Annotated in this window: 14 protein-coding genes; 3 read left to right on the top strand and 11 right to left on the bottom strand. The window is 74.0% G+C overall.

Annotated features, from left to right (window positions below):
• The first annotated feature begins 7 nt into the window (after nt 1–7).
• Entirely contained in the window at nt 8–1,681 is a 1,674-nt protein-coding gene (locus ACWGUG_RS03895) for a GMC family oxidoreductase (RefSeq protein WP_452324190.1), read from the top strand.
• 245 nt (nt 1,682–1,926) lie between these two features.
• Here ACWGUG_RS03895 and ACWGUG_RS03890 read toward each other — a convergent pair whose 3' ends face one another.
• The 3 genes from ACWGUG_RS03890 to ypfJ form a co-directional block, all read right to left on the bottom strand.
• The gene (locus ACWGUG_RS03890; RefSeq protein WP_452323888.1) at nt 1,927–3,513 is read right to left on the bottom strand and encodes a DEAD/DEAH box helicase; all 1,587 of its coding nucleotides are present in this window, start codon (nt 3,511–3,513) and stop codon (nt 1,927–1,929) included.
• 212 nt (nt 3,514–3,725) lie between these two features.
• Nucleotides 3,726–4,844, bottom strand: coding sequence for a prolyl aminopeptidase (gene pip / locus ACWGUG_RS03885; protein WP_452323887.1), 1,119 nt, complete (start codon nt 4,842–4,844; stop codon nt 3,726–3,728).
• Entirely contained in the window at nt 4,841–5,707 is an 867-nt protein-coding gene (ypfJ, locus tag ACWGUG_RS03880; protein WP_452323886.1) for a KPN_02809 family neutral zinc metallopeptidase, read from the bottom strand. Before ypfJ ends, pip begins: the two co-directional genes overlap by 4 nt.
• A 92-nt stretch (nt 5,708–5,799) precedes the next feature.
• Between ypfJ and ACWGUG_RS03875 the strand changes: the two genes are divergently transcribed.
• Nucleotides 5,800–6,834: a malate dehydrogenase gene (locus ACWGUG_RS03875; RefSeq protein WP_452323885.1), complete on the top strand. Its 1,035-nt coding sequence runs from the start codon at nt 5,800–5,802 to the stop codon at nt 6,832–6,834.
• 128 nt (nt 6,835–6,962) lie between these two features.
• Nucleotides 6,963–7,454: a recombinase family protein gene (locus ACWGUG_RS03870; protein WP_336393841.1), complete on the top strand. Its 492-nt coding sequence runs from the start codon at nt 6,963–6,965 to the stop codon at nt 7,452–7,454.
• 45 nt (nt 7,455–7,499) lie between these two features.
• Here ACWGUG_RS03870 and ACWGUG_RS03865 read toward each other — a convergent pair whose 3' ends face one another.
• From ACWGUG_RS03865 to ACWGUG_RS03830, 8 genes are read right to left on the bottom strand one after another with little or no spacing between them, the layout of a single operon-like run.
• On the bottom strand, nt 7,500–8,249 hold the full coding sequence (locus tag ACWGUG_RS03865) for a hypothetical protein (protein WP_336393842.1): 750 nt from the start codon (nt 8,247–8,249) through the stop codon (nt 7,500–7,502).
• Nucleotides 8,246–9,913 carry a serine/threonine-protein kinase gene (locus tag ACWGUG_RS03860; RefSeq protein ID WP_452323884.1) on the bottom strand — a complete coding sequence of 556 codons (1,668 nt, stop codon included), beginning with the start codon at nt 9,911–9,913 and terminating at the stop codon, nt 8,246–8,248. Before ACWGUG_RS03860 ends, ACWGUG_RS03865 begins: the two co-directional genes overlap by 4 nt.
• Entirely contained in the window at nt 9,910–11,400 is a 1,491-nt protein-coding gene (locus tag ACWGUG_RS03855; protein ID WP_452323883.1) for an FHA domain-containing protein, read from the bottom strand. The genes ACWGUG_RS03860 and ACWGUG_RS03855 overlap by 4 nt, the downstream gene beginning before the upstream one ends.
• A complete protein-coding gene (locus ACWGUG_RS03850; protein WP_452323882.1) occupies nt 11,400–12,254 on the bottom strand; it encodes a PP2C family protein-serine/threonine phosphatase in 855 nt (284 codons plus the stop codon). The genes ACWGUG_RS03855 and ACWGUG_RS03850 overlap by 1 nt, the downstream gene beginning before the upstream one ends.
• Complete coding sequence (locus ACWGUG_RS03845) at nt 12,251–13,663, bottom strand: RDD family protein (protein WP_452323881.1); 1,413 nt, start codon at nt 13,661–13,663, stop codon at nt 12,251–12,253. The genes ACWGUG_RS03850 and ACWGUG_RS03845 overlap by 4 nt, the downstream gene beginning before the upstream one ends.
• Entirely contained in the window at nt 13,660–16,221 is a 2,562-nt protein-coding gene (locus ACWGUG_RS03840; RefSeq protein ID WP_452323880.1) for a transglutaminase family protein, read from the bottom strand. The genes ACWGUG_RS03845 and ACWGUG_RS03840 overlap by 4 nt, the downstream gene beginning before the upstream one ends.
• Entirely contained in the window at nt 16,218–17,480 is a 1,263-nt protein-coding gene (locus ACWGUG_RS03835; protein WP_452323879.1) for a DUF58 domain-containing protein, read from the bottom strand. Before ACWGUG_RS03835 ends, ACWGUG_RS03840 begins: the two co-directional genes overlap by 4 nt.
• Nucleotides 17,480–18,451, bottom strand: coding sequence for an AAA family ATPase (locus ACWGUG_RS03830; RefSeq protein ID WP_336393849.1), 972 nt, complete (start codon nt 18,449–18,451; stop codon nt 17,480–17,482). The genes ACWGUG_RS03835 and ACWGUG_RS03830 overlap by 1 nt, the downstream gene beginning before the upstream one ends.
• Nucleotides 18,452–18,456: the final 5 nt, after the last annotated feature.

Here is an 18,456-nt window from a genome sequence, read left to right as displayed (position 1 = left end):
GGTGGCCATCCCCCGCCGGCGGGCAGCCCGGCGGTGGGACGTCGGCGCCTTCGGCCGCGACGGGCTGGAAGCGGACTACGTCGTCGTCGGTGCCGGTTCCGCCGGTGCCGCCCTGGCCGCACGGCTGAGCGAGGATCCGTCGGTCTCGGTGCTGCTGCTCGAGGCCGGTGGGCCCGACAGGGCGATCGAGCTGCACGTGCCGGCGGCGTTCTCGCGACTGTTCCGCGGCCCGTACGACTGGAGCTACGACACCGTGCCGCAGCCCGGGCTCGACGGCCGAACCGTCTACTGGCCGCGCGGCAAGACGCTCGGCGGCTCGTCGTCGCTCAACGCGCTCATGTGGATCCGCGGGTTCGCGGCGGACTACGACGAATGGGCGGATGCCGCCGGCCCAGCCTGGTCGTGGGACGCGCTGGTCCCCTACTTCCGGCGCGTCGAGCGCACGACCGACCCGGCCGATCCGTCGCAGGGCACCGACGGCGCACAGCCCGTCGAGCCCCAGCGCGACCCGCGACCCCACACGGCGGCGTTCCTGGCGGCGGCCGCGGAGGCGGGGCATCCGCTCACTCCTCCCAACCTGCCCGCCGGTCAGGGCTTCTCGCAGACGATGGTGACCCAGCGCCGCGGTGCACGCGCGTCGACCGCCGACGCGTACCTGCGGCCGGCCGCCGCGCGCCGCAACCTGCGGGTGCTGACCGGTGCGCTGGTGCGCCGCGTCACGTTCGGCGCCGGTGGTGCCGGCGACGAGCCGCGTGCGAGCGGCGTGTACCTCGACATCGGCGGCGTGACGCGTCACGTGCGGGCGCGGCGCGAGGTCGTGCTGTGCGCCGGCGCGATCAACACGCCGCAGCTGCTGATGCTGAGCGGGATCGGGCCGGCCGATCACCTCGCCGAGCACGGGATCGGCGTCGTCGTCGACGCGCCGGGCGTCGGCGCGAATCTGCAGGACCACCTCGTGGCCGGCCTCGCCCCCGCCGTCGACGCCGGCACGCTGCACGACGCCGATCGCGTCGCCGAGCTGGTGAAGTACGTCACGCGGCGGCGAGGGATGCTGACCTCCAACGTCGCCGAAGCGTACGGGTTCGTGCGGACGGAGGTCGCCGAGCGGTCCGGCACTCCCGAGGGGCTGCCCGACATCGAGCTCATCTTCGCGGCGGTGCCCTACATCGGCGAGGGGCTCGTGCCCTCACCCGGCCACGGCATCACCGTCGGCGCGATCCTGCTGCGTCCGCGCAGCCGCGGGACGATCCGCCTCGCGTCGGGCGATCCCGCCGACAAGCCGCTCATCGACCCCGCGTACCTGTCGGATCCGGACCGCATCGACGAGGCCACGATGCTCGCGGGCCTGGCGGAGTGCGAGCGGCTCCTCGACACCGACGCGCTGCGCGCCGTCACGACGGGCGGCTGGGTGCAGCCCGAGGGCGGCGAGCGCATGACCGCCGCCGAGCGCGCCGAGCTGTCGCTCCGCCGCTACTCCCATACGCTCTACCACCCGGTCGGGACGGCGCGGATGGGGACGGATGCCGCCTCCGTCGTCGACCCCGAGCTCCGCGTCCGCGGGGTCACGGGCCTGCATGTGGCCGACGCATCCGTCATGCCCACCGTCATCCGCGGCCACACCAACGCCCCCGCGATCGTCATCGGCGAGGTCGCCGCCGACCTGCTGCGCGGCCGCCGCTGACCCATCCCCCGCCCTGCGACCCGCGCCGCGGCCCTGCCACCCTGCGGCCCCCGCGCCCGTTCGTTTCCCCCGAAACACCGCATCCGCGGCGAGACACCACGCTGCGTCGCGGTGGCTCGTCGCGGATGTGGTGTTCACCCTGGGATGACCGAGGGCGCGACGACCCCGCCGACGGAAGCGCGGGGAAGCGCGGGGGGACGACAGAACCCCCCGCCCCATCATGGGCGAGGGGTTCTGGCTGCGGGTCAGCGGCCGCCGCGGCGGTTGGTGCCGTTGGGGCGGACGACCGAGCCGACCATGAGCTTGCCGGTGCCGGCCGAGGAGGCGCGGCGGCCGGGCGTGCGCGGGTTGCCGGCGGGCTGAGCCGACCGGGTGTGACCGGCGCTCTGGTCGTGGCGCTGGTGCGCGGCCTTGTCGCGTGCCGAGGCGGCATCGCGGCGCGGCGCGCCGGTGCGCTGACCCGCGGCGGCGGGAGCGCCCTGGCCGGAGCCGCGGCGACGGCGGCCGCCGCCCGAACCCGAGCCACCCGAACCCGAGCCGCCCGAGCGGGTGCCGGCATCCGTGTCGCGTGCGTCACGAGCCGCGCGCTTGCGCTGCGCGTTCGCACCCTGGCTGGTGCCGCGCGGGGTCTCGGCGACCGGAACGGGCTTGACGTACGGTGCGACCTGGCCGACGAGCTCGACGACCTCGGGCGAGGAGGCCGTCACGGCGACGGGCTCGACCGAGATCGCGGCCTTGCGCAGCAGCTGCGACACGTCGCGCCGCTGCTCGGGGAGCACGAGGGTGACGACGGCGCCCTCGGCACCGGCGCGGGCGGTGCGGCCGGAGCGGTGCAGGTACGCCTTGTGCTCGGTCGGCGGGTCGACGTGGATGACGAGCTCGACGTCGTCGACGTGCACGCCGCGGGCGGCGACGTCCGTCGCGACGAGCACCTTGACGCTGCCCGCCGAGAACGCCGCGAGGTTGCGGTCGCGGGCGGCCTGCGACAGGTTGCCGTGCAGGTCGACGGCGGGGATGCCCTCGCCGGTCAGCTGCTTCGCGAGCTTCTTGGCCTGGTGCTTGGTGCGCATGAACAGGATGCGCCGGCCGGTGCCCGAGGCGAGCGCCTTGACGACGTCCTTCTTGGCGTCGGCGTCGGCCAGCGTGAAGACGTGGTGCGTCATCGCGGCGACGGGCGAGTGCGCCTCGTCGACCGAGTGCAGCACCTCGTTCTGCAGGAAGCGGTTCACGAGCTTGTCGACCCCGTTGTCGAGGGTCGCGCTGAACAGCAGCCGCTGGCCGCCGGCCGGTGTGGCGTTCAGGATGCGCGTGACGCCCGGCAGGAAGCCGAGGTCGGCCATGTGGTCCGCCTCGTCGATGACGGTCATCTCGACCGCGTCGAGGCGCACGAAGCCCTGCTTCATGAGGTCCTCGAGGCGACCAGGGCACGCCACGACGATGTCGACACCGGCGTTGAGGGCGTTCACCTGGCGGTTCTGGTTCACGCCGCCGAAGATCGTGGTGGTCGTGAGGCCGTACGCCTTGGCGAGCGGGGCGAGGACCGCGTCGATCTGGGTCGCGAGCTCGCGCGTCGGCGCGAGCACGAGGCCGAGCGGGCGGCCCTTGCGGCGGTTGCCGCCGGCGAGCTTGCCGCCCAGGCGCGCGGCCATGGGGATCGAGAAGGCCAGGGTCTTGCCCGAGCCGGTCTTGCCGCGGCCGAGCACGTCGCGGCCGGAGAGGGTGTCGGGGAGCGTGTCGACCTGGATCGGGAACGCGGTGGTCTTGCCGTCGGCGGCCAGCGCGTCGACGAGGGGCTGCGGCACGCCGAGCGCGCCGAAGGAGGTTTCAGTCATGGATGGTTACATCTCCGGGCACAGTGGTGCCCTGTCGGTGGCCGGGGGCGGATCTCGCCCACGGGTCGCCGTACGAATGTCATCACCGGCATCGCGCGGGGCGCGGCGGCGGAAAGGAAGCGTTCTACGACGCGAGAAGCGCATCGGAGCGCTGCAAGGCTACCCACCCTACCAGTGCGCACCTGAGCGTTGCCCGCCGCCCGAAGGCAGGGCTATGCGGCGCCGGACTCGCGCGCGGGTTCCGTCGTGTCGATGTCGGGGGCGACGGATGCCTCGCCCGCGGCCTCGTGCTCGACCGCGGCGTCGTCATGCTCGTCGCGCGGATCATCGACGTCGTGCGCGCCGTGCCCGTCGTGCGCGTCGGCCGCGAACCGATCGGTGGCGGCGCGCAGGGCGGCGGCGATGCCGGGCTCGGACGCCGCGTGCGCGGCATCCGGAACCATCGTGAACTCGGCCTCGGGCCACGCGCGGTGAAGGTCCCACGCCGTCATCGCGGGCGTGCACAGGTCGTACCGACCCTGCACGATCACGGCGGGGATGTGCCGGATGCGCTCGACGCCGGCGATGAGCTGGCCCTCGTCGAACCAGCCGCCGTGGAGGAAGTAGTGGTTCTCGATGCGTGCGAACGCGACGGCCGCGCGAGGCTCGGTCATCGACTCGATCAGTGCGGGATCGGGAAGAAGGGTGAGGTTCGCGGCCTCCCAGCGCGACCAGGCGATCGCGGCGGGCACGTGCACCTCGGGATCCGGGTCGGTGAGGCGGCGGTGATAGGCCTGCATCATCTGCGACCGCTCGAGGATCGGGATGGGGGCGACGAAGTCCTCCCACAGATCCGGGACGATCGACGCGGCGCCACCCTCGTAGAACCACTCCAGCTCGTGGCGGCGCAGCGTGAAGATGCCGCGCAGCACGATCTCGCTGACCGCGCGCGGGTGCGCCTGGGTGTAGGCGAGAGCCAGCGCGCTGCCCCACGAGCCGCCGAAGACCTGCCACTTGGCGATGCCGAGGTTGCGGCGCAGCAGCTCGATGTCGGCCACGAGGTGCCACGTCGTGTTGTGCCGCAGGTCGGCGTGCGGGTCGCTCGCATGCGGAGTCGACCGGCCGCAGCCGCGCTGGTCGATGAGGATGATGCGGTAGCGCTCCGGGTCGAAGAAGCGACGGTGCCACGCGGATGCCCCGGCCCCCGGGCCGCCGTGCAGGAACACCACGGGCTTGCCGTCGGGGTTGCCGCACTGCTCGTAGTAGATGCGGTTCCCCTCGCCGGCGATCAGGGTGCCGGTGTCGTAGGGCTCGATGGCGGGGTAGAGGATCTCGTCGAGGTGCTCGTTCACAGACTTCCCCCGGCGACGCCGAAGGTGTCGCAGGCGGACGGGCCGCTCTGGTAGCCCGTCTCGAACCACCGCTGCCGCTGCTCGCTGGACCCGTGGGTCCAGCTCTCGGGGTTCACCGTGCCGCCGGTTTCCTGCTGGATGTGGTCGTCGCCCACCGTCCCCGCGGCGTTGATCGCGTCGGCGATCTGCTGCTGCGTCGGCGCCTTCAGATACGGCACCCCGTTGTCGTCCTCCAGCTCGGTCATGTCGCCGACCCAGGCCCCGGCGAAGCAGTCGGCCTGCAGCTCGGTGCGCACGCCGTTGCTGTCGGGGCCCGTGCCGTTGTTCGGATGCTGCTCCATGACGCCGGTGATGTACTGGACGTGATGCCCGTACTCGTGCGCGAGCACGTACAGCTGGGCGAGGTCGCCCGCGGAGGCGTCGAACTGCTGGCGCAGCAGGCCGAAGAAGGTCGGGTCGATGTAGACGGTCTCCTCGGGCGGGCAGTAGAACGGTCCGGTCTGGTTGGAGGCCGTGCCGCACTGCGTGCCGGTCTGCCCGTCGACGATGACGAGCTGGGGCGCCCGATAGCCCTGCACCTGCGTCTCCCAGTACTCGTCGAGCACGACGCTGCCCGCTGCGAGACGGCAGGCGTCGTCGCGGTTGGCGTCGGCCCCGGTCTCGCACTGCTGGATCTCGGACTCGGTGCCCGACCCCGTCTGCGGTGCGGGCACGAGGCCCGACAGGTCCTGCCCGGTGAAGAGCTGGAACAGCAGCACCGCGATCGCGCCGATACCCGCGATGCCGCCGCCGGCGACCGCCGCCCCGGCTCCCCGACGCCTCGCCCGGTTCCCCCCGACGTTGGCGTTCTCATTGAACGTCATGGCAGTCACGGTACCCCGATGCACGCCTTCCGCCGAGGAGCCTCCCCGTATCCCCGCGAAAGGGTAAAATGCCGCGGGCATAGGCTCGAGCCATGACGAACACGCCCAGGACCGTGACCATCACCGGCGGCGGCGGACAGATCGGCTACGCCCTCATGTTCCGCATCGCCGCGGGCGACATGCTGGGCCCCGACGTGCCGATCCGCCTGCGCCTGCTCGAGATCCCGCAGGGGATGCGCTCGGCCGAGGGCGCGGCGCTCGAACTGCAGGACTGCGCGTTCCCGCTGCTGCGCGAGGTCGACATCGCCGACGATCCCCTCACCGCGTTCGACGGCACGCACATCGCGATGCTCGTGGGCGCCCGGCCCCGTTCGGCCGGCATGGAGCGCGGGGACCTCCTCGCGGCGAACGCCGGCATCTTCGGCCCCCAGGGGGCGGCGATCGGCGCGGTCGCCGACGACGACGTCCGGGTCGTCGTGGTGGGCAACCCCGCGAACACCAACGCGCTCATCGCGGCGGCATCCGCCGGTCCGGACGTGCCCGTGGAGCGCTTCAGCGCGCTCACCCGCCTCGACCACAACCGGGCCGTGGGTCAGCTCGCCGCGACGCTCCGGATCGGGGCCGGCGAGATCGAGGACGTCGCCATCTGGGGCAACCACTCGGCGACGCAGTTCCCCGACGTCTCGCACGCGACCGTGCCGCCGGCGAAGGGATCGGGAGGACGGATGCCGCTCCTCGAGGTGCTCGCCGAGCGCCTCGGCGGCCGCGACGCGGCGACGTCGTGGCTCGACGAGGTCTTCATCCCGCGCGTCGCCAAGCGCGGCGCGGAGATCATCGAGGTCCGCGGCTCGTCGTCGGTCGCGTCCGCCGCCAACGCCGCGATCGACCACGTGCGCGATGAGCAGCAGGGGACGCGGGGCGGCTGGACGTCGGCGGCCGTGGTCTCCCGCGGTCAGTACGGCGTGCCGGAGGGGATCGTGTGCTCGTTCCCGGTGACCTCGCGGGGGGACGGCTACGAGGTGGTGGAGGGGCTCGACCTCGACGAGCGCGCACGGGGCCGGCTCGCGGCATCCGTCGACGAACTGGTCGCCGAGCGCGACGCGGTGCGGGAGCTCGGCGCACTCTGACGCCCGGCGGCAGTCGCTGCGGCATGCGCTGGCCGAGCTCGACGCGGATCAGCTCAGCCTCGAGCTGCGGCTCGGGGACCAGGACTGACGCCACCGGGTGAGACAATGGGGCGAGCGAAGGGGCCCCCATGACCGACACGACGAAGACGCCGGATGCCGCGCGCACGCACGCCGCCGCGACCGCGCAGTCCGTCGGCGCCGACACCGCGCCGCTGCACCTCCCCCACCCCGCCGCCGAGTGCCCGAAGTGCTTCACCGAGCTGCAGCAGGACCGCAACTGGTGGCTGGCCCAGCCCGCCGGCTCGCGCCTGGTGGGACTGGTGATCTCCCGCGACGACATGCCCTCCGTCGTCGAGCAGCGCAACGATCTCACGCGTTTCGGTGTGCCGATCGAGGGCTTCCGCCACCCGGCGCCCGAGACCCTCGAGTCGTGGGAGGAGCGGCTGGTGCGCCTCTTCGGCACGCTCGTGCGGGGCGACGTGCTCGTCGTCGCCAACGTGCACGCGCTCGGTCGCGACATCGACGAGGAGACCCGCACGGTCGCCGAGCTCCACCGCCGCGGCGTGGTGGTCAAGGTCGTCAGCCATGGCGGACGCCACCTCTACGACGCGGGGCGCTGAGCCGACGCTGCGGCGCGCCGCTAGCGGGATCGCCGGGCGGGCGGATCAGGCGTCGTCGTCCGCGTTCCCGCTCACGCCGTTGCGCGAGTCCTCGCGCTCGATGTCGAGCAGCGGGAGGTCGTCGCGGGTGACGAGGCGCGCGGCGATCGCGTGCTCGACGAGGCGCACCCGGCGGTTGGTGGCGTAGGAGCGCACCCCGCCGCGCATGCCGGGCACGCCGATCTTGTCGAGCTTGTCGCACACGTTGTCGAGCTTGCGGTTGAAGCGGGTCAGCGTCCAGCCCAGGCGCTCGGCTGCCTGCGCCGAGGTGGGCAGCTCGCTCATGCCCGTCCCGTCGCGTCGCAGGACCGGCTCGGCGAGAGCCAGGATCATGACGCGCTGACTGTGGGTGAGCGGCACCTCGCCGATGGTGCTGAGGCCCTCGTCGTCGGCCGGGGGCTGCGACTCGCGGAACGTCGGCTCCGACGCGTGGATCGTGAGCTCGTACGTCGTCGGACCGGCGCTGAAGATGACGGATGTCGCGGCGAAGACGAGCGGGAGGCGCGCACCGGGTGCGAGCCAGGCCTGCACCCGCCCACCGGAGTCGGTGACGGTGGCCGACAGCCGCGAGCCGACGTTCGACAGCAGCCACAGGCCGTCGACGTTCTGGATGGTGAGGAAGTTGCGATGCAGGAAGAGGTTGTCGTCGATGGCGAGGTCGCCCTCGCGGCCCACCGTGAACACCGTGTCGGGCTCGACCGAGAACTCCTCGCCGGCGAACTCGACGGTGAGCGCGTCGGCTTCCGCGACGGTCATGGCGTGCACCCCCTGGTCTTCTCGGGATCCTGCTGCTGCGTGCCGTTGGCGCGGACGAGCGTGACGTCGACGCAGGTCTGACCCGATGCGGCGGCGGGCACGGTGATCTCAGCGGTCTCGACCGTCTCGACGACGGGCGTGCTGTCGGCGAGGTCGACGATCTCGACGATGTAGAAGTCGCCGTCCTGCGGATCGGCGTTGGTCCACGTGAATCTCACGCCGCCCTCGACCGGCGTGCCCGTGACCTGCTCGACCGGCGGGACGATCGCCGCGATCGGGTCCTGCGGGCGCGACGAGGCCGTCGGCTCGCTCGTGGACGGGCCCGTCCCGGAGAGCATGCCGGGAAGCGAGACCGCCACGATCACCGCGACGATGACGAGGGCGACGGCGCCGAGCCCGATCCACAGCCCGGTGCGCGGACGCCGGGGCGCGGCATCCGTGCCCGTCACCTCCTCCGGCGCGGCGACGGTCTCGAACGCGGTCGGCGCCGGCACGGGGACGGATGCCGCGGGCGGTGCCGCCGGTGCCCGCAGGATCGTCTCGTCGGGAAGCGCCTCCCCCGGGCTCCGGCGGCGGACGGTCTGCTCGAAGGCCGCCGCGGGCGTCGCGCGCAGCGCCGTCTCGGTGTCGATCGCAGCCGGTTCGAACACCGGGGCGTATCCGGCGCTCGGTGCCGTCTTCGCCGAGGGGCGGGTCGCCCCCGCGGCGGGCGCGGTCTCGGGGCTGATGCTGACGACGCCGCGCACCCGCGTCAGTCCGTCGTCCTCGTCGGCCTCGATGTCTTCGGGAAGCTGGTCGTCGAGGATGTCGATCGGCGTCACCGAGTGCGACAGCTCGATCTGGACGGTCTGCAGAGCGCGGGCGAAGGCGAGCGCGCTCTCGTGCCGGTCGGCCGGGTTCTTGGCCATCGCCCGCTCGAGCGCGCGCTGCAGCGACGCCGGTACATCGGCGCGGCCGAGGGCGGGCAGCGGCTGGGACTCGATGCGATGGATGAGCTCGGCGGCGCCGTTGCGCTGACCGGGCAGCTCGAACGGCGAGCGGCCGGCGAGCAGGGTGTACACGGTGGCCCCGAGCGCCCAGACGTCCGAGCGCGGATCGCTGCGGGGTACGTCCGCGAACGACTCCGGCGGCGACCACGGGATGGACAGTCCCGCCGATTCGGCGGCGGCGCTCGTCGTCGAGGCGATGCCGAAGTCGGTCAGCGCCGGCCGGTTGTACTCCGTCACCAGGATGTTGGCCGGCTTGATGTCGCGGTGGAGCACCCCCGCCCGGTGCGCGGTCTCGACCGCCGCCGCGACCTGCACCCCGACCCGCAGCGACTCCGCGATCGAGAACGCCTCCCGCCGGTACCGCACCTGGAGGTTGGGCCGCGGGCAGTACTCCATGACGAGGTACGGCCGGCCGTCGCCGGCGACGCCCGCCTGGTAGATCGTGACGATCGCCGGGTGGGTCGAGAGCATCGCCATGACGTTGGCCTCGGCGGTGAACTCCTCGACCGACCCGCTGGACATGCGCTCGGTGAGCAGCACCTTGACCGCGACGCGCCGCTTCGGCAGCTGCTGCTCGTACAGGTACACGTCGGCGAAGCCGCCGGAGCCGAGCAGGTCGACGTACGTGAAGCCGGGGAGGTCCGGCGGCGCCATGGGCGCGCGCTTGGCGCTCACGACAGCGCCTCGATGTGGACCGTCACGCCGTCGCCGAGGTCGAGCACGTCGCCCGGGACGACGACGGTCCCCTCGCCCGGGTGCAGCCGCACCGGATCGGCGCCGGACCGCAGCAGCGTCGTGCCGTTGGTCGTGCGCAGGTCGGTCGCGACGATGCTCTCGCCCTCGACCCGCAGCTCGACGTGGCTGCGGGAGATGTCCTGCTGCGGGCTGTCGACGGCGACGAGGTGCGGCAGGTCGGTGCCGCTGACGCGGGTCGAGCGCGGACGGCGGCCGATGACGACGGTGCGGTCGAGTGCGACGACCTGGCCGGTCGAGAGCCGCACGCGGCCGGGCGCGGGCGGACGGGGCGGGGCCAGCGGCGCCGGGGCCGAATCGGCCGGGAGAGCGGATGCCGCGCCCGCCGCGTCCTCGGACGCGCCGGCGCGCAGCGCCCGCGCCTGGGCGAGGGAGATGGTGGCGCCGTCGTGGTCGCCGATCACGGTCGCAGGGACGCCCGGGACGGGGGCCGGGATGCCCGGCACGGGCGCGGGGACGCCGGGCACGCCCGCGGTGGCGTCGCGGGGCGAACCCTGCTCGTCGAGGGGTCGCAGCACGGTGGCGCCGACCTCGGCGTCGAAGCCCGCGGCGTCGTCGGAGTCGTCAGGCTGGGCGCCGGCGGTGTCCGGTGCACCGGGGGGCACCGCGACGGGGTGCAGCGCGGAGTCGAAGGGCAGCAGCGTCTCGGCGTCCGCCACCGACGGCACGGAGCTCGAGTCGATCAGCATGCCCGACGCTGCCGCGACAGCGGGGGGCGCGGCGCGCCGCGGGCCCGGAGCCGGCGCGGCGGGCTCCTCCTCGGCGTCGGGGCTCGGCTCGGCCGGATCGTCCTGGCCCTCGGGCTCGTCACGGCGGCCGGCAACGGGCGCGTCGGCGGCAAGCCGAGGCTCGTCGGCGGGAGCGGGCGCGGCGGTGGGAGCCGGCGCCTCGATGGGAGCCGGCGCGGCGACGGGGGCCGGCGCGTCGGCGGGGGCCGGCGCGTCGGCGGCCGCGGCCGCGACGGAGCGCACGGGCGCGGCATCCCAGACGATGGTTCCGGCGAGAACGATGCCGTCGGCGATCTCGAACTCGGCGGGCGCGGCATCCGGCTCGGACGAGGTGAGCGTGACGCGCTGGACCGCGGGGATCACGCGCTCGGTCCACGTCGTGACACCGGCGCCCGACACGCGCTCGGCCGCTCCCGCGGCCACCTCGAACGCGAAGTCGCCGCGCACGGCGACGCGGACGCTCTCGCCCTCCACGAGCGCGACGGCGAAGCCGGGGATGGCGGTGAGCGAGGCGCCGTACGCGCCCGTGAGCGCCTCGATGACGCCGCCGAGGCCGCGCCCGTCGGCGAGGAGCGACCGGATCCGCCCGAGCAGCGCCGCCGAGGCGCCCGCTTCGAGCGCGGCGAACCCGCGCGTCGTGACGGCGACCGGCGTGGCGCCGGGTGCGTACAGCGTCGGCATCAGAGACCTCCTGTGACCGCTGCGCGCGGCAGCGTGTCTCCGTCGATGTCGACGACGGGAGCGGTGGGGGCGCTCACCGGCACCGTATCGTGTTCGACCGACCGGGTCGCCCGGCTGCGCACCGAGAGCGCATCCACGACGATGGCCGTGATGTTGTCGCGCCCGCCGCGCACCATGGCCTCGTGCACGAGCCGCGTGGCCGCCGCCTGCGGATCGGGCTCGGCGAGGAGGATGCCGTGGATCGCGTCCTTCTCGAGCTCGCCCGAGAGCCCGTCGGAGCAGACCAGGATACGGTCGCCGTCTTCGGCGGGGATCAGCCAGTAGTCCGGATCGGCGTCGCTGCCGGCGCCGATCGCGCGCGTGATGACGTTGCGACGCGCATCGCGCTGCGCGGCGTCGGCGGCGAGCTCGCCGCTGTCCACGAGCTCCTGCACGACCGAGTGGTCCACGCTCACCTGCTCGAGCCGGCCGTCGCTGAGGCGGTAGGTGCGCGAGTCGCCCAGGTTGACCGCCAGCCAGTACCCCTCGCCGTCGACGTCGGCGACGACCACGCCGGCCAGCGTGGTGCCGGCGCCCGCGCCCCCGCCCGCCGGAAGCGCGGCGACGCGGCGGCGAGCGGTCGCCACGGCGGTGTGGACGTCGTCGATGGCGAGGCTCTCGCGGCCCACGAGCGCGGCGAACTCGTGGATCACCGTCGCGCTGGCGATCTCGCCCGCGTTGTGTCCGCCCATGCCGTCGGCGACGAGGAACAGCGGGGCGGCGGCGAGGTACGAGTCCTCGTTGATCCGCCGTCGCAGCCCGGGATCGGTCGCCGCCCCGAAGGCCAGCGTGATCGGGGTCGCCGCGGCGGTCATCGGCTTGCTCCCACCGTGACGCGGCGATCGCCGAGCTCGAGGCTGTCACCCGCACGGAGGGACGTGGGCAGGCCGGGCATGAGCGGGATGCGGCTGCCGTCGCGCACGAGCGTGGTGCCGTTCGTCGAATGACGGTCGGCGATCCACGCGCCTGCGACGTCGCCGCCGATCTCGAAATGCGTCTTCGACAGGGACAGCGTCTCGTCGCGCACCGCGATCGCGACGGCGCCCTGCTCGGACGCGGGGTTGCGGCCGTACAGCGTCCGGCCGTAGACGGCCATCCGCGTGCCGTCGTCCCACGTGAGGACCGCGATCACGGGGGCATCGGCGTACAGGGCGGCGCGCTGCGCGGGCGGCGGCACGGCCGCGCGGGTGGCGTCCACGTCGTCGGCGGGTGCCCACGCCAGCATCGTCGTACCCGCGGCCGCCATGGCCGGCTGCGGCGCGGGGCGCGCGTCGGTCGTCACCGCCGGTGAGAGCCGGCGTGGGACGGCCGCGCCGAACGGCTCTGTGGTCGTCGCGGCGGGGAACGGCGTCGTGACGCTCGGGAACGCGTCGACGGGCTCCGCACGCGTGGCCGGCTCCGCGGGCGCCGCGTCGTCGCCGCGAAACAGCCACGACAGATCGGCGACCGGCCCGGTCGGCTGATGGGCGGTGGACAGCGGGGGCGCCGCGGAGCGGTCGGCGGTCGCCGACGGCCACACCGGCGCAGCGGACGCGGTGGCGGGCGGCCATCCCGGCACGGCGGACGCGGATGGCCATCCCGGCGTGGCGGACGCGGTCGCCGGCGGCCAGGCGGGCGAGGCCGTCGCGGTGCGGTCGAGCAGTGGGCTCGCCGGCGCCGGCATCGGCAGCGCGGGTGCCGGCGGGACGGGGCTCGGGATGCCGGCGGCCGCCGGCGCTCCGGTCGGCCGGCGGGAGGCGGCCGAGCCGACGGCGCGGGCTGCGCGCACGTCGACGACGACCGCGCCGGAGGCCATATCGTGCCAGCCCTGCCGGCGCGCAGACGCGTCGAACAGCGGGGTGAAGTAGCCGACGACGATCGATCCGGCCAGCCCGAAGACGATGTTGCGCCACACGGCGCGCCAGAAGCCGATCGGCTCCCCCGAGCCCGCGTCCGCCAGCCGCAGGCCGAGCAGACGCTGTCCGATGGAGCCGTGCCCGCCCTGCATCCCGGAGTAGACCAGCCACCACCCGAGGAGCAGCAGAACCAGGCCCGACCAGGCGAACAGCATGACCGCCGCGAGCTCGTCGGGCTGCAGGGCGCGTGCGAGGGCGACCGTGACACCGGCCACGATGCCGACGATCACGCCGGCGACGAGATACGCGAGGGCGATGTCGATCGCGAACGCCCCGACGCGGCGTCCGATGGTGCCCGAGGGGGCGTCGCCGGGCGGACTCACGGTCATTCGGACTCCTGTGCGGGGCGGGCGGAGTGCTCCGATGCACCCCGCGACTTGTCGGCACGGCGGCGGGATGCGCGCGTCGACGGCCTGTCGGCGGCGGTCGCCGTCGGGTCGTCCGCCGTCGCGGCCGCCGGCCCGGAGGATGCCGCCGCCTCCGGCCGACGCGACGCGGTGCGCGGCACCCGCGCAGGCAGCTCGAACCGCGTGCCCTCCAGGAGCGAGCGGACGCTGAGCCGCGCCCGCAGGCGCTGCCACAGCGATCTTCCGCTGCCCATGCCGCCGACGATCTCGTCGACCTGCGTCCAGAACGCCTCGATGTCATCGGGCGTCGGCTCGACCGGGCCGAACACCTGGGCATCGGCCCGCGTGGCGAGCGTCGCCACGCGCGGCTCCGCCAGCGCCGCCGTGAGCACACCCGCGTCCTCTTGACGGGTCGATCCGGCGCGCACCGGAGCGCCGTAGTCGGACGCCCTGTCGACGAGCTCGTCCCAGCCGCCCGAGATGCGGTCCGCGGCGCGAGCGGCCTCGCGGCGCTGACGGCGGCGGGCCGCCTTCAGCGCACCGATGACGATGAACGGGGCGAGCAGCACGGCGAGGATGCCGAGCACGCCGACGCCGATGGTGACGATGGTCCACAGCAGCGCCGCATCGAACCCGTTCTCGTCCTCGGACCCGCGGTCGTCGGCGACGGTGGGCGGCAGGTCCACCTGCTCCTGCGGCGGAGGCGGCGGCTGCAGCACCTGCGGCTTGGGGTCGGCCTTGGGCTTGGTCGTCTGATCGCTCGGGACCTGATCCTCGGGCGGGGTCGGATCGAACGGCACCCAGCCGGCGTCCTCGAACGCGACCTCGACCCAGGCGTGCAGGGTGTCGCCGGTGGCCGTGAAGGAGCTCTCCGCCGCCTCGTCCTCCGCGGGGTAGAAGCCCATGACGACCCGCGCGGGGATGCCGAGCTGACCGGCCAGCAGCGCCATCGCCGTCGCATACTGCTCATCGTCGCCGACCATCTGCTGCGACCCCAGGAGCGTCTGGATGCGCTCGGCGCCGTGGCCCGCCCGCGAGAGAGGCTGGCCCGCGAGGCCGTGGCTGAAGTAGCCGCCCTCCGAGAGCATCTGCTGAAGTGCGCGGGCCTGCTCGACGGGCGTCTCGGCCTCTGCGACGGCCTCCGCCGCGATCTCGGCGAGGGACTCGGGCACGCCCTCCTGCTTGGGCATCTTCAGCGGCGCGAAGGACTGGTCGCCCAGCTGCTCGTCGCTCGGGACCTCGGGGATGACGGCCTGGAGGGTGTACTCGTCGCCCTCTTGCAGACCGGCGGTCACCACACCGGTCGTGGTCGACTCGTTGTAGTGCGCGGTGCGGCGGAGGTCGTCGGCCCGGTCGCCGTCGAACGTGACGCTGCGGACGGCGCCGGCCTCCGGCATCCACACCCCCTCCAGCGCGCCGATCTCGACGTGGACCGTCGCCGCCGTGCCCTCGGCGTCGGCGGACATGTTGGTGCGCGCGGGCGTGAACGCGCTGGAGCTGCCGGTACCCGAGTCGGACACGTTGTAGACGGTGCCGTTGAAGGCGTCCATGGTCGCCAGGCGCACGCGCGCACCCTCCGGCAGACCGCGCACGGTGAACAGCGCCTCGTCGGGGTGGTCGCGCACGTACGCGCGGAACGACTGCAGGGGACTCGGGAACTCGCGGATGTCGAACGGCGGGATCACGACGTCGCGCAGCACGTACCGGGGGGAGGAGGGTGCGGCGAAGGCGCTGGTGGCCACGCCGACGAGCGCGGCGATCGCGATCACCGCCGCTCCCATCAGCAGCCGGCGGACGCCGGCGCCGCGCGCTGCCGAGCCCTCGCCCACCGAGATCGCCGCCGTCTGGGGCTGCCACGCCTGACGCACGGCGAGCCACGCCACGGCCACCAGGCCGAAGACGATGCCCTGCACGACCGGCACGATGGGCTCGGAGGTGCCCAGCGCGATCTCGATCGCGAGGAAGGCGGCGGCCGGGATGAGCGCCCACGCGGCGCTGCGCAGGCGCAGCGCCAGCGATGCCGTCAGGACTGCGGCGACGAGCGCGAGGAGGAACGGCACGATGAGGTGTCCGCCGTCGGTCGCCACGGGTGCGACCGTGGTCAGCAGCTGCTTCCACGACATGAACGTGCCGAGCCCGAGGAGGCGGATCGTCTCCAGGGTGGGGATGACGCCGGCGACGGTGGTGTGCGGCAGGGCGAGGGCGCCGCCGAACAGGAAGTACACCACGACGGTCGCGGCCGCGATGAGCAGGATGCCCCACCGCAAGGCGCGGCCCAGCACCGCCAGCGACATGCCGAGGACGAGTCCGCCCAGCGCCGCCACAAGGTACAGCGGACTGTCGAAGGTCGGCTGGAACCCGATGATCGGCACCAGCAGGAGGGCGAGCACCGCCCCGAGATCGAGCACCCAGCGGCGCACCGGGAGCGCCTCGGCCTCCGGCCGCGCGGTTCGCGACGCCGGCGCGGCGACCGGTGCGGCGACCGGCTCCGGGCGCTCCGCGCGGGAGCGGCGGGGGCGCAGGGGCGCGGGGGCGGTCATGCGAGCACCTTCCGCAGCGCGTTCGGCAGCTGCTCGAGCGCTCCGAGCGTCACGACGTCCGCATCGCCGATGCGGCGCAGTGTCGGCGATGCCGCGGCGGAGGCCGCCACGACGGCGAGCGCACGCGCACCGAACGGCAGGCGACTGCACGCGGTGCGCAGGTCGCCGGTGTCGACCCGGCTGCCGCATACCAGCACGACGACGCTCGCCAGCGGCAGCGTCGCGGCGACCGACCCGGCGAGCTCGACAATGCCGCCGGCCCGGGGCTTGGACTTCTCCAGCGCCGAGAGCGAGTCGAGGAACTGCTTGCCCGTTCCGGACGGCAGCGCGCGCTCCTGCACCCGCACCTCGACGCGGTGGGAGTCGCGGAGGGCACGCAGGCCCAGCGACCCGGCTGCCGAGATCGCGAGCTCGAACTCCTCGTCGTCGCGGTAGTCGGCGGGGCTCGTGGACAGGCCGATGACGAAGTGCGAGCGACGGGTCTCCTCGTACTGGCGGACCATCATGCGGCCGGTGCGCGCCGTCGACTTCCAGTGCACGTGGCGCAGATCGTCGCCGGGCTGGTACTCGCGCAGGGCGTGGAACGAGACGTCGTCGGGCGAGAGATCGGTGGCGGGAAGCCCCTCGAGGTCGCGGAGGAAACCCAGCGACTGGCCGTCGAAGAGCACGGTCCGCGGATGGACGAAGAGGTCGACGGGCTCGTCGCGGCGGTGCACGCGCTCGAACAGCCCGAGCGGATCGCCGCGCACGACGCTGACCGGACCGACCTTCACCACCGCCCGGCGGGAGGTGGGGATGGCGAAGAGCTCCTCGGCGGACTGGCCGGCTGCGAGCCGGTCGACGTCGAACACGCCACGGCCGTTGCCCACGGGCAGCAGCACGCGCGACGGCAGGATCGCGCGGGACCCCGTGTTGGCGAGCGTCAGCGCCCCCACAGCGCGCTCCCCGACGACGACCCGCGTGCGGTTGAGGTCGAGCGACACGTCGTACGCGGTGCGGCCGATGAGGAACAGCAGGCACAGCACGAGCACGGCGGCGACCACGACGGCCGCCACGGTCAGCTCCCACCATCCGAGCGCCTGCCCCGCGATCCACAGTGCGACGGCGCCGGCGATCAGCACCCAGGCGGCGGGGCGCACGACCCCGAAGACGCGGCCGAGCGCCGCACCGGCGGGCCGCAGCACCGCGAGCGCCAAGTCGCCGTACTGCGCCCGCCGATCCTCCGCGGCCGTCGCCTGCCCGAGTGCCTCCGTCGCCATCAGGCCGCGGACCTCGCCTGCGGCGCGGCGACGGCGTCGAGCACGCGCGCGACGACCGCCTCGGCCGTCGTGCCGGCGAACTCGGCCTCGGGGTCGAGCACGATGCGGTGGGTCCACACCGGAGCCACGAGCGCCTTGATGTCATCGGGCAGCACGAAGTGGCGGCCCTGCGCCGCGGCGTACACCTTGGCGACGCGGATCATCGCCAGCGAGCCGCGCACCGAGACGCCCAGGCGTGTGGCCGGGTCGTTGCGGGTGGCCTCGGCGAGCTGCGCGGTGTACCGGAGCACGGCGGGGTCGACGTGCACCGTGCCGGCGAGGTCGGCCATGTCGGCGACGGCGCCCGTGGTGATGATCGCCGGCAGGTGCGCCGACGGGTTGCGGTCGGCCGCACCGGCGAGGATGCGCTCGGCCACCGCGAGGTCGGGGTACCCGATCGAGGTCTTCACGAGGAAGCGGTCGAGCTGCGCCTCGGGGAGCTTGTAGGTGCCCGCCTGCTCGATGGGGTTCTGCGTCGCGATGACCAGGAAGGGGCGGCCCACATCGTGCGCGACGCCGTCGACCGTGACCCGCGACTCCTCCATGACCTCCAGCAGCGCCGACTGGGTCTTCGGCGACGCGCGGTTGATCTCGTCCGCGAGGACGATCGAGGCGAAGACCGGACCGCGGTGGAACTCGAAGCGGTGCGAGGCCTGGTCGTAGATCGTGACGCCCGTCACGTCCGAGGGGAGCAGGTCGGGCGTGAACTGGATGCGGCTGCTCGTGCCCTGCACGGTGGCGGCCAGCGCCTTCGCAAGGCTCGTCTTGCCGGTGCCCGGGGCATCCTCGAGCAGCACGTGGCCCTCGGCGAGCATCGCCGAGAGCACCAGTCCCACGACCTCGCGCTTGCCCATCAGGGCCTGGTCGACGTTGTCGACCAGGCGTGAGAAGGTGCCCTGGAACCAGGCCGCCTGTTCGGGGGTCATCGTCATGTTCG

This window comes from Microbacterium sp. NPDC055455 (genome assembly GCF_053619935.1).
This window is presented reverse-complemented; position numbering and strand designations above follow the sequence as displayed.

What these genes read in the sequence shown, in the direction of transcription:
- ACWGUG_RS03890 (WP_452323888.1), bottom strand. Translation starts at nt 3,513, where the DNA reads ATGACTGAAACCTCCTTCGGCGCGCTCGGCGTGCCGCAGCCCCTCGTC.
- ypfJ (WP_452323886.1), bottom strand. Translation starts at nt 5,707, where the DNA reads ATGACGTTCAATGAGAACGCCAACGTCGGGGGGAACCGGGCGAGGCGT.
- ACWGUG_RS03875 (WP_452323885.1), top strand. Translation starts at nt 5,800, where the DNA reads ATGACGAACACGCCCAGGACCGTGACCATCACCGGCGGCGGCGGACAG.
- ACWGUG_RS03870 (WP_336393841.1), top strand. Translation starts at nt 6,963, where the DNA reads ATGACCGACACGACGAAGACGCCGGATGCCGCGCGCACGCACGCCGCC.
- ACWGUG_RS03865 (WP_336393842.1), bottom strand. Translation starts at nt 8,249, where the DNA reads ATGACCGTCGCGGAAGCCGACGCGCTCACCGTCGAGTTCGCCGGCGAG.
- ACWGUG_RS03855 (WP_452323883.1), bottom strand. Translation starts at nt 11,400, where the DNA reads ATGCCGACGCTGTACGCACCCGGCGCCACGCCGGTCGCCGTCACGACG.
- ACWGUG_RS03850 (WP_452323882.1), bottom strand. Translation starts at nt 12,254, where the DNA reads ATGACCGCCGCGGCGACCCCGATCACGCTGGCCTTCGGGGCGGCGACC.
- ACWGUG_RS03845 (WP_452323881.1), bottom strand. Translation starts at nt 13,663, where the DNA reads ATGACCGTGAGTCCGCCCGGCGACGCCCCCTCGGGCACCATCGGACGC.
- ACWGUG_RS03840 (WP_452323880.1), bottom strand. Translation starts at nt 16,221, where the DNA reads ATGACCGCCCCCGCGCCCCTGCGCCCCCGCCGCTCCCGCGCGGAGCGC.
- ACWGUG_RS03835 (WP_452323879.1), bottom strand. Translation starts at nt 17,480, where the DNA reads ATGGCGACGGAGGCACTCGGGCAGGCGACGGCCGCGGAGGATCGGCGG.
- ACWGUG_RS03830 (WP_336393849.1), bottom strand. Translation starts at nt 18,451, where the DNA reads ATGACGATGACCCCCGAACAGGCGGCCTGGTTCCAGGGCACCTTCTCA.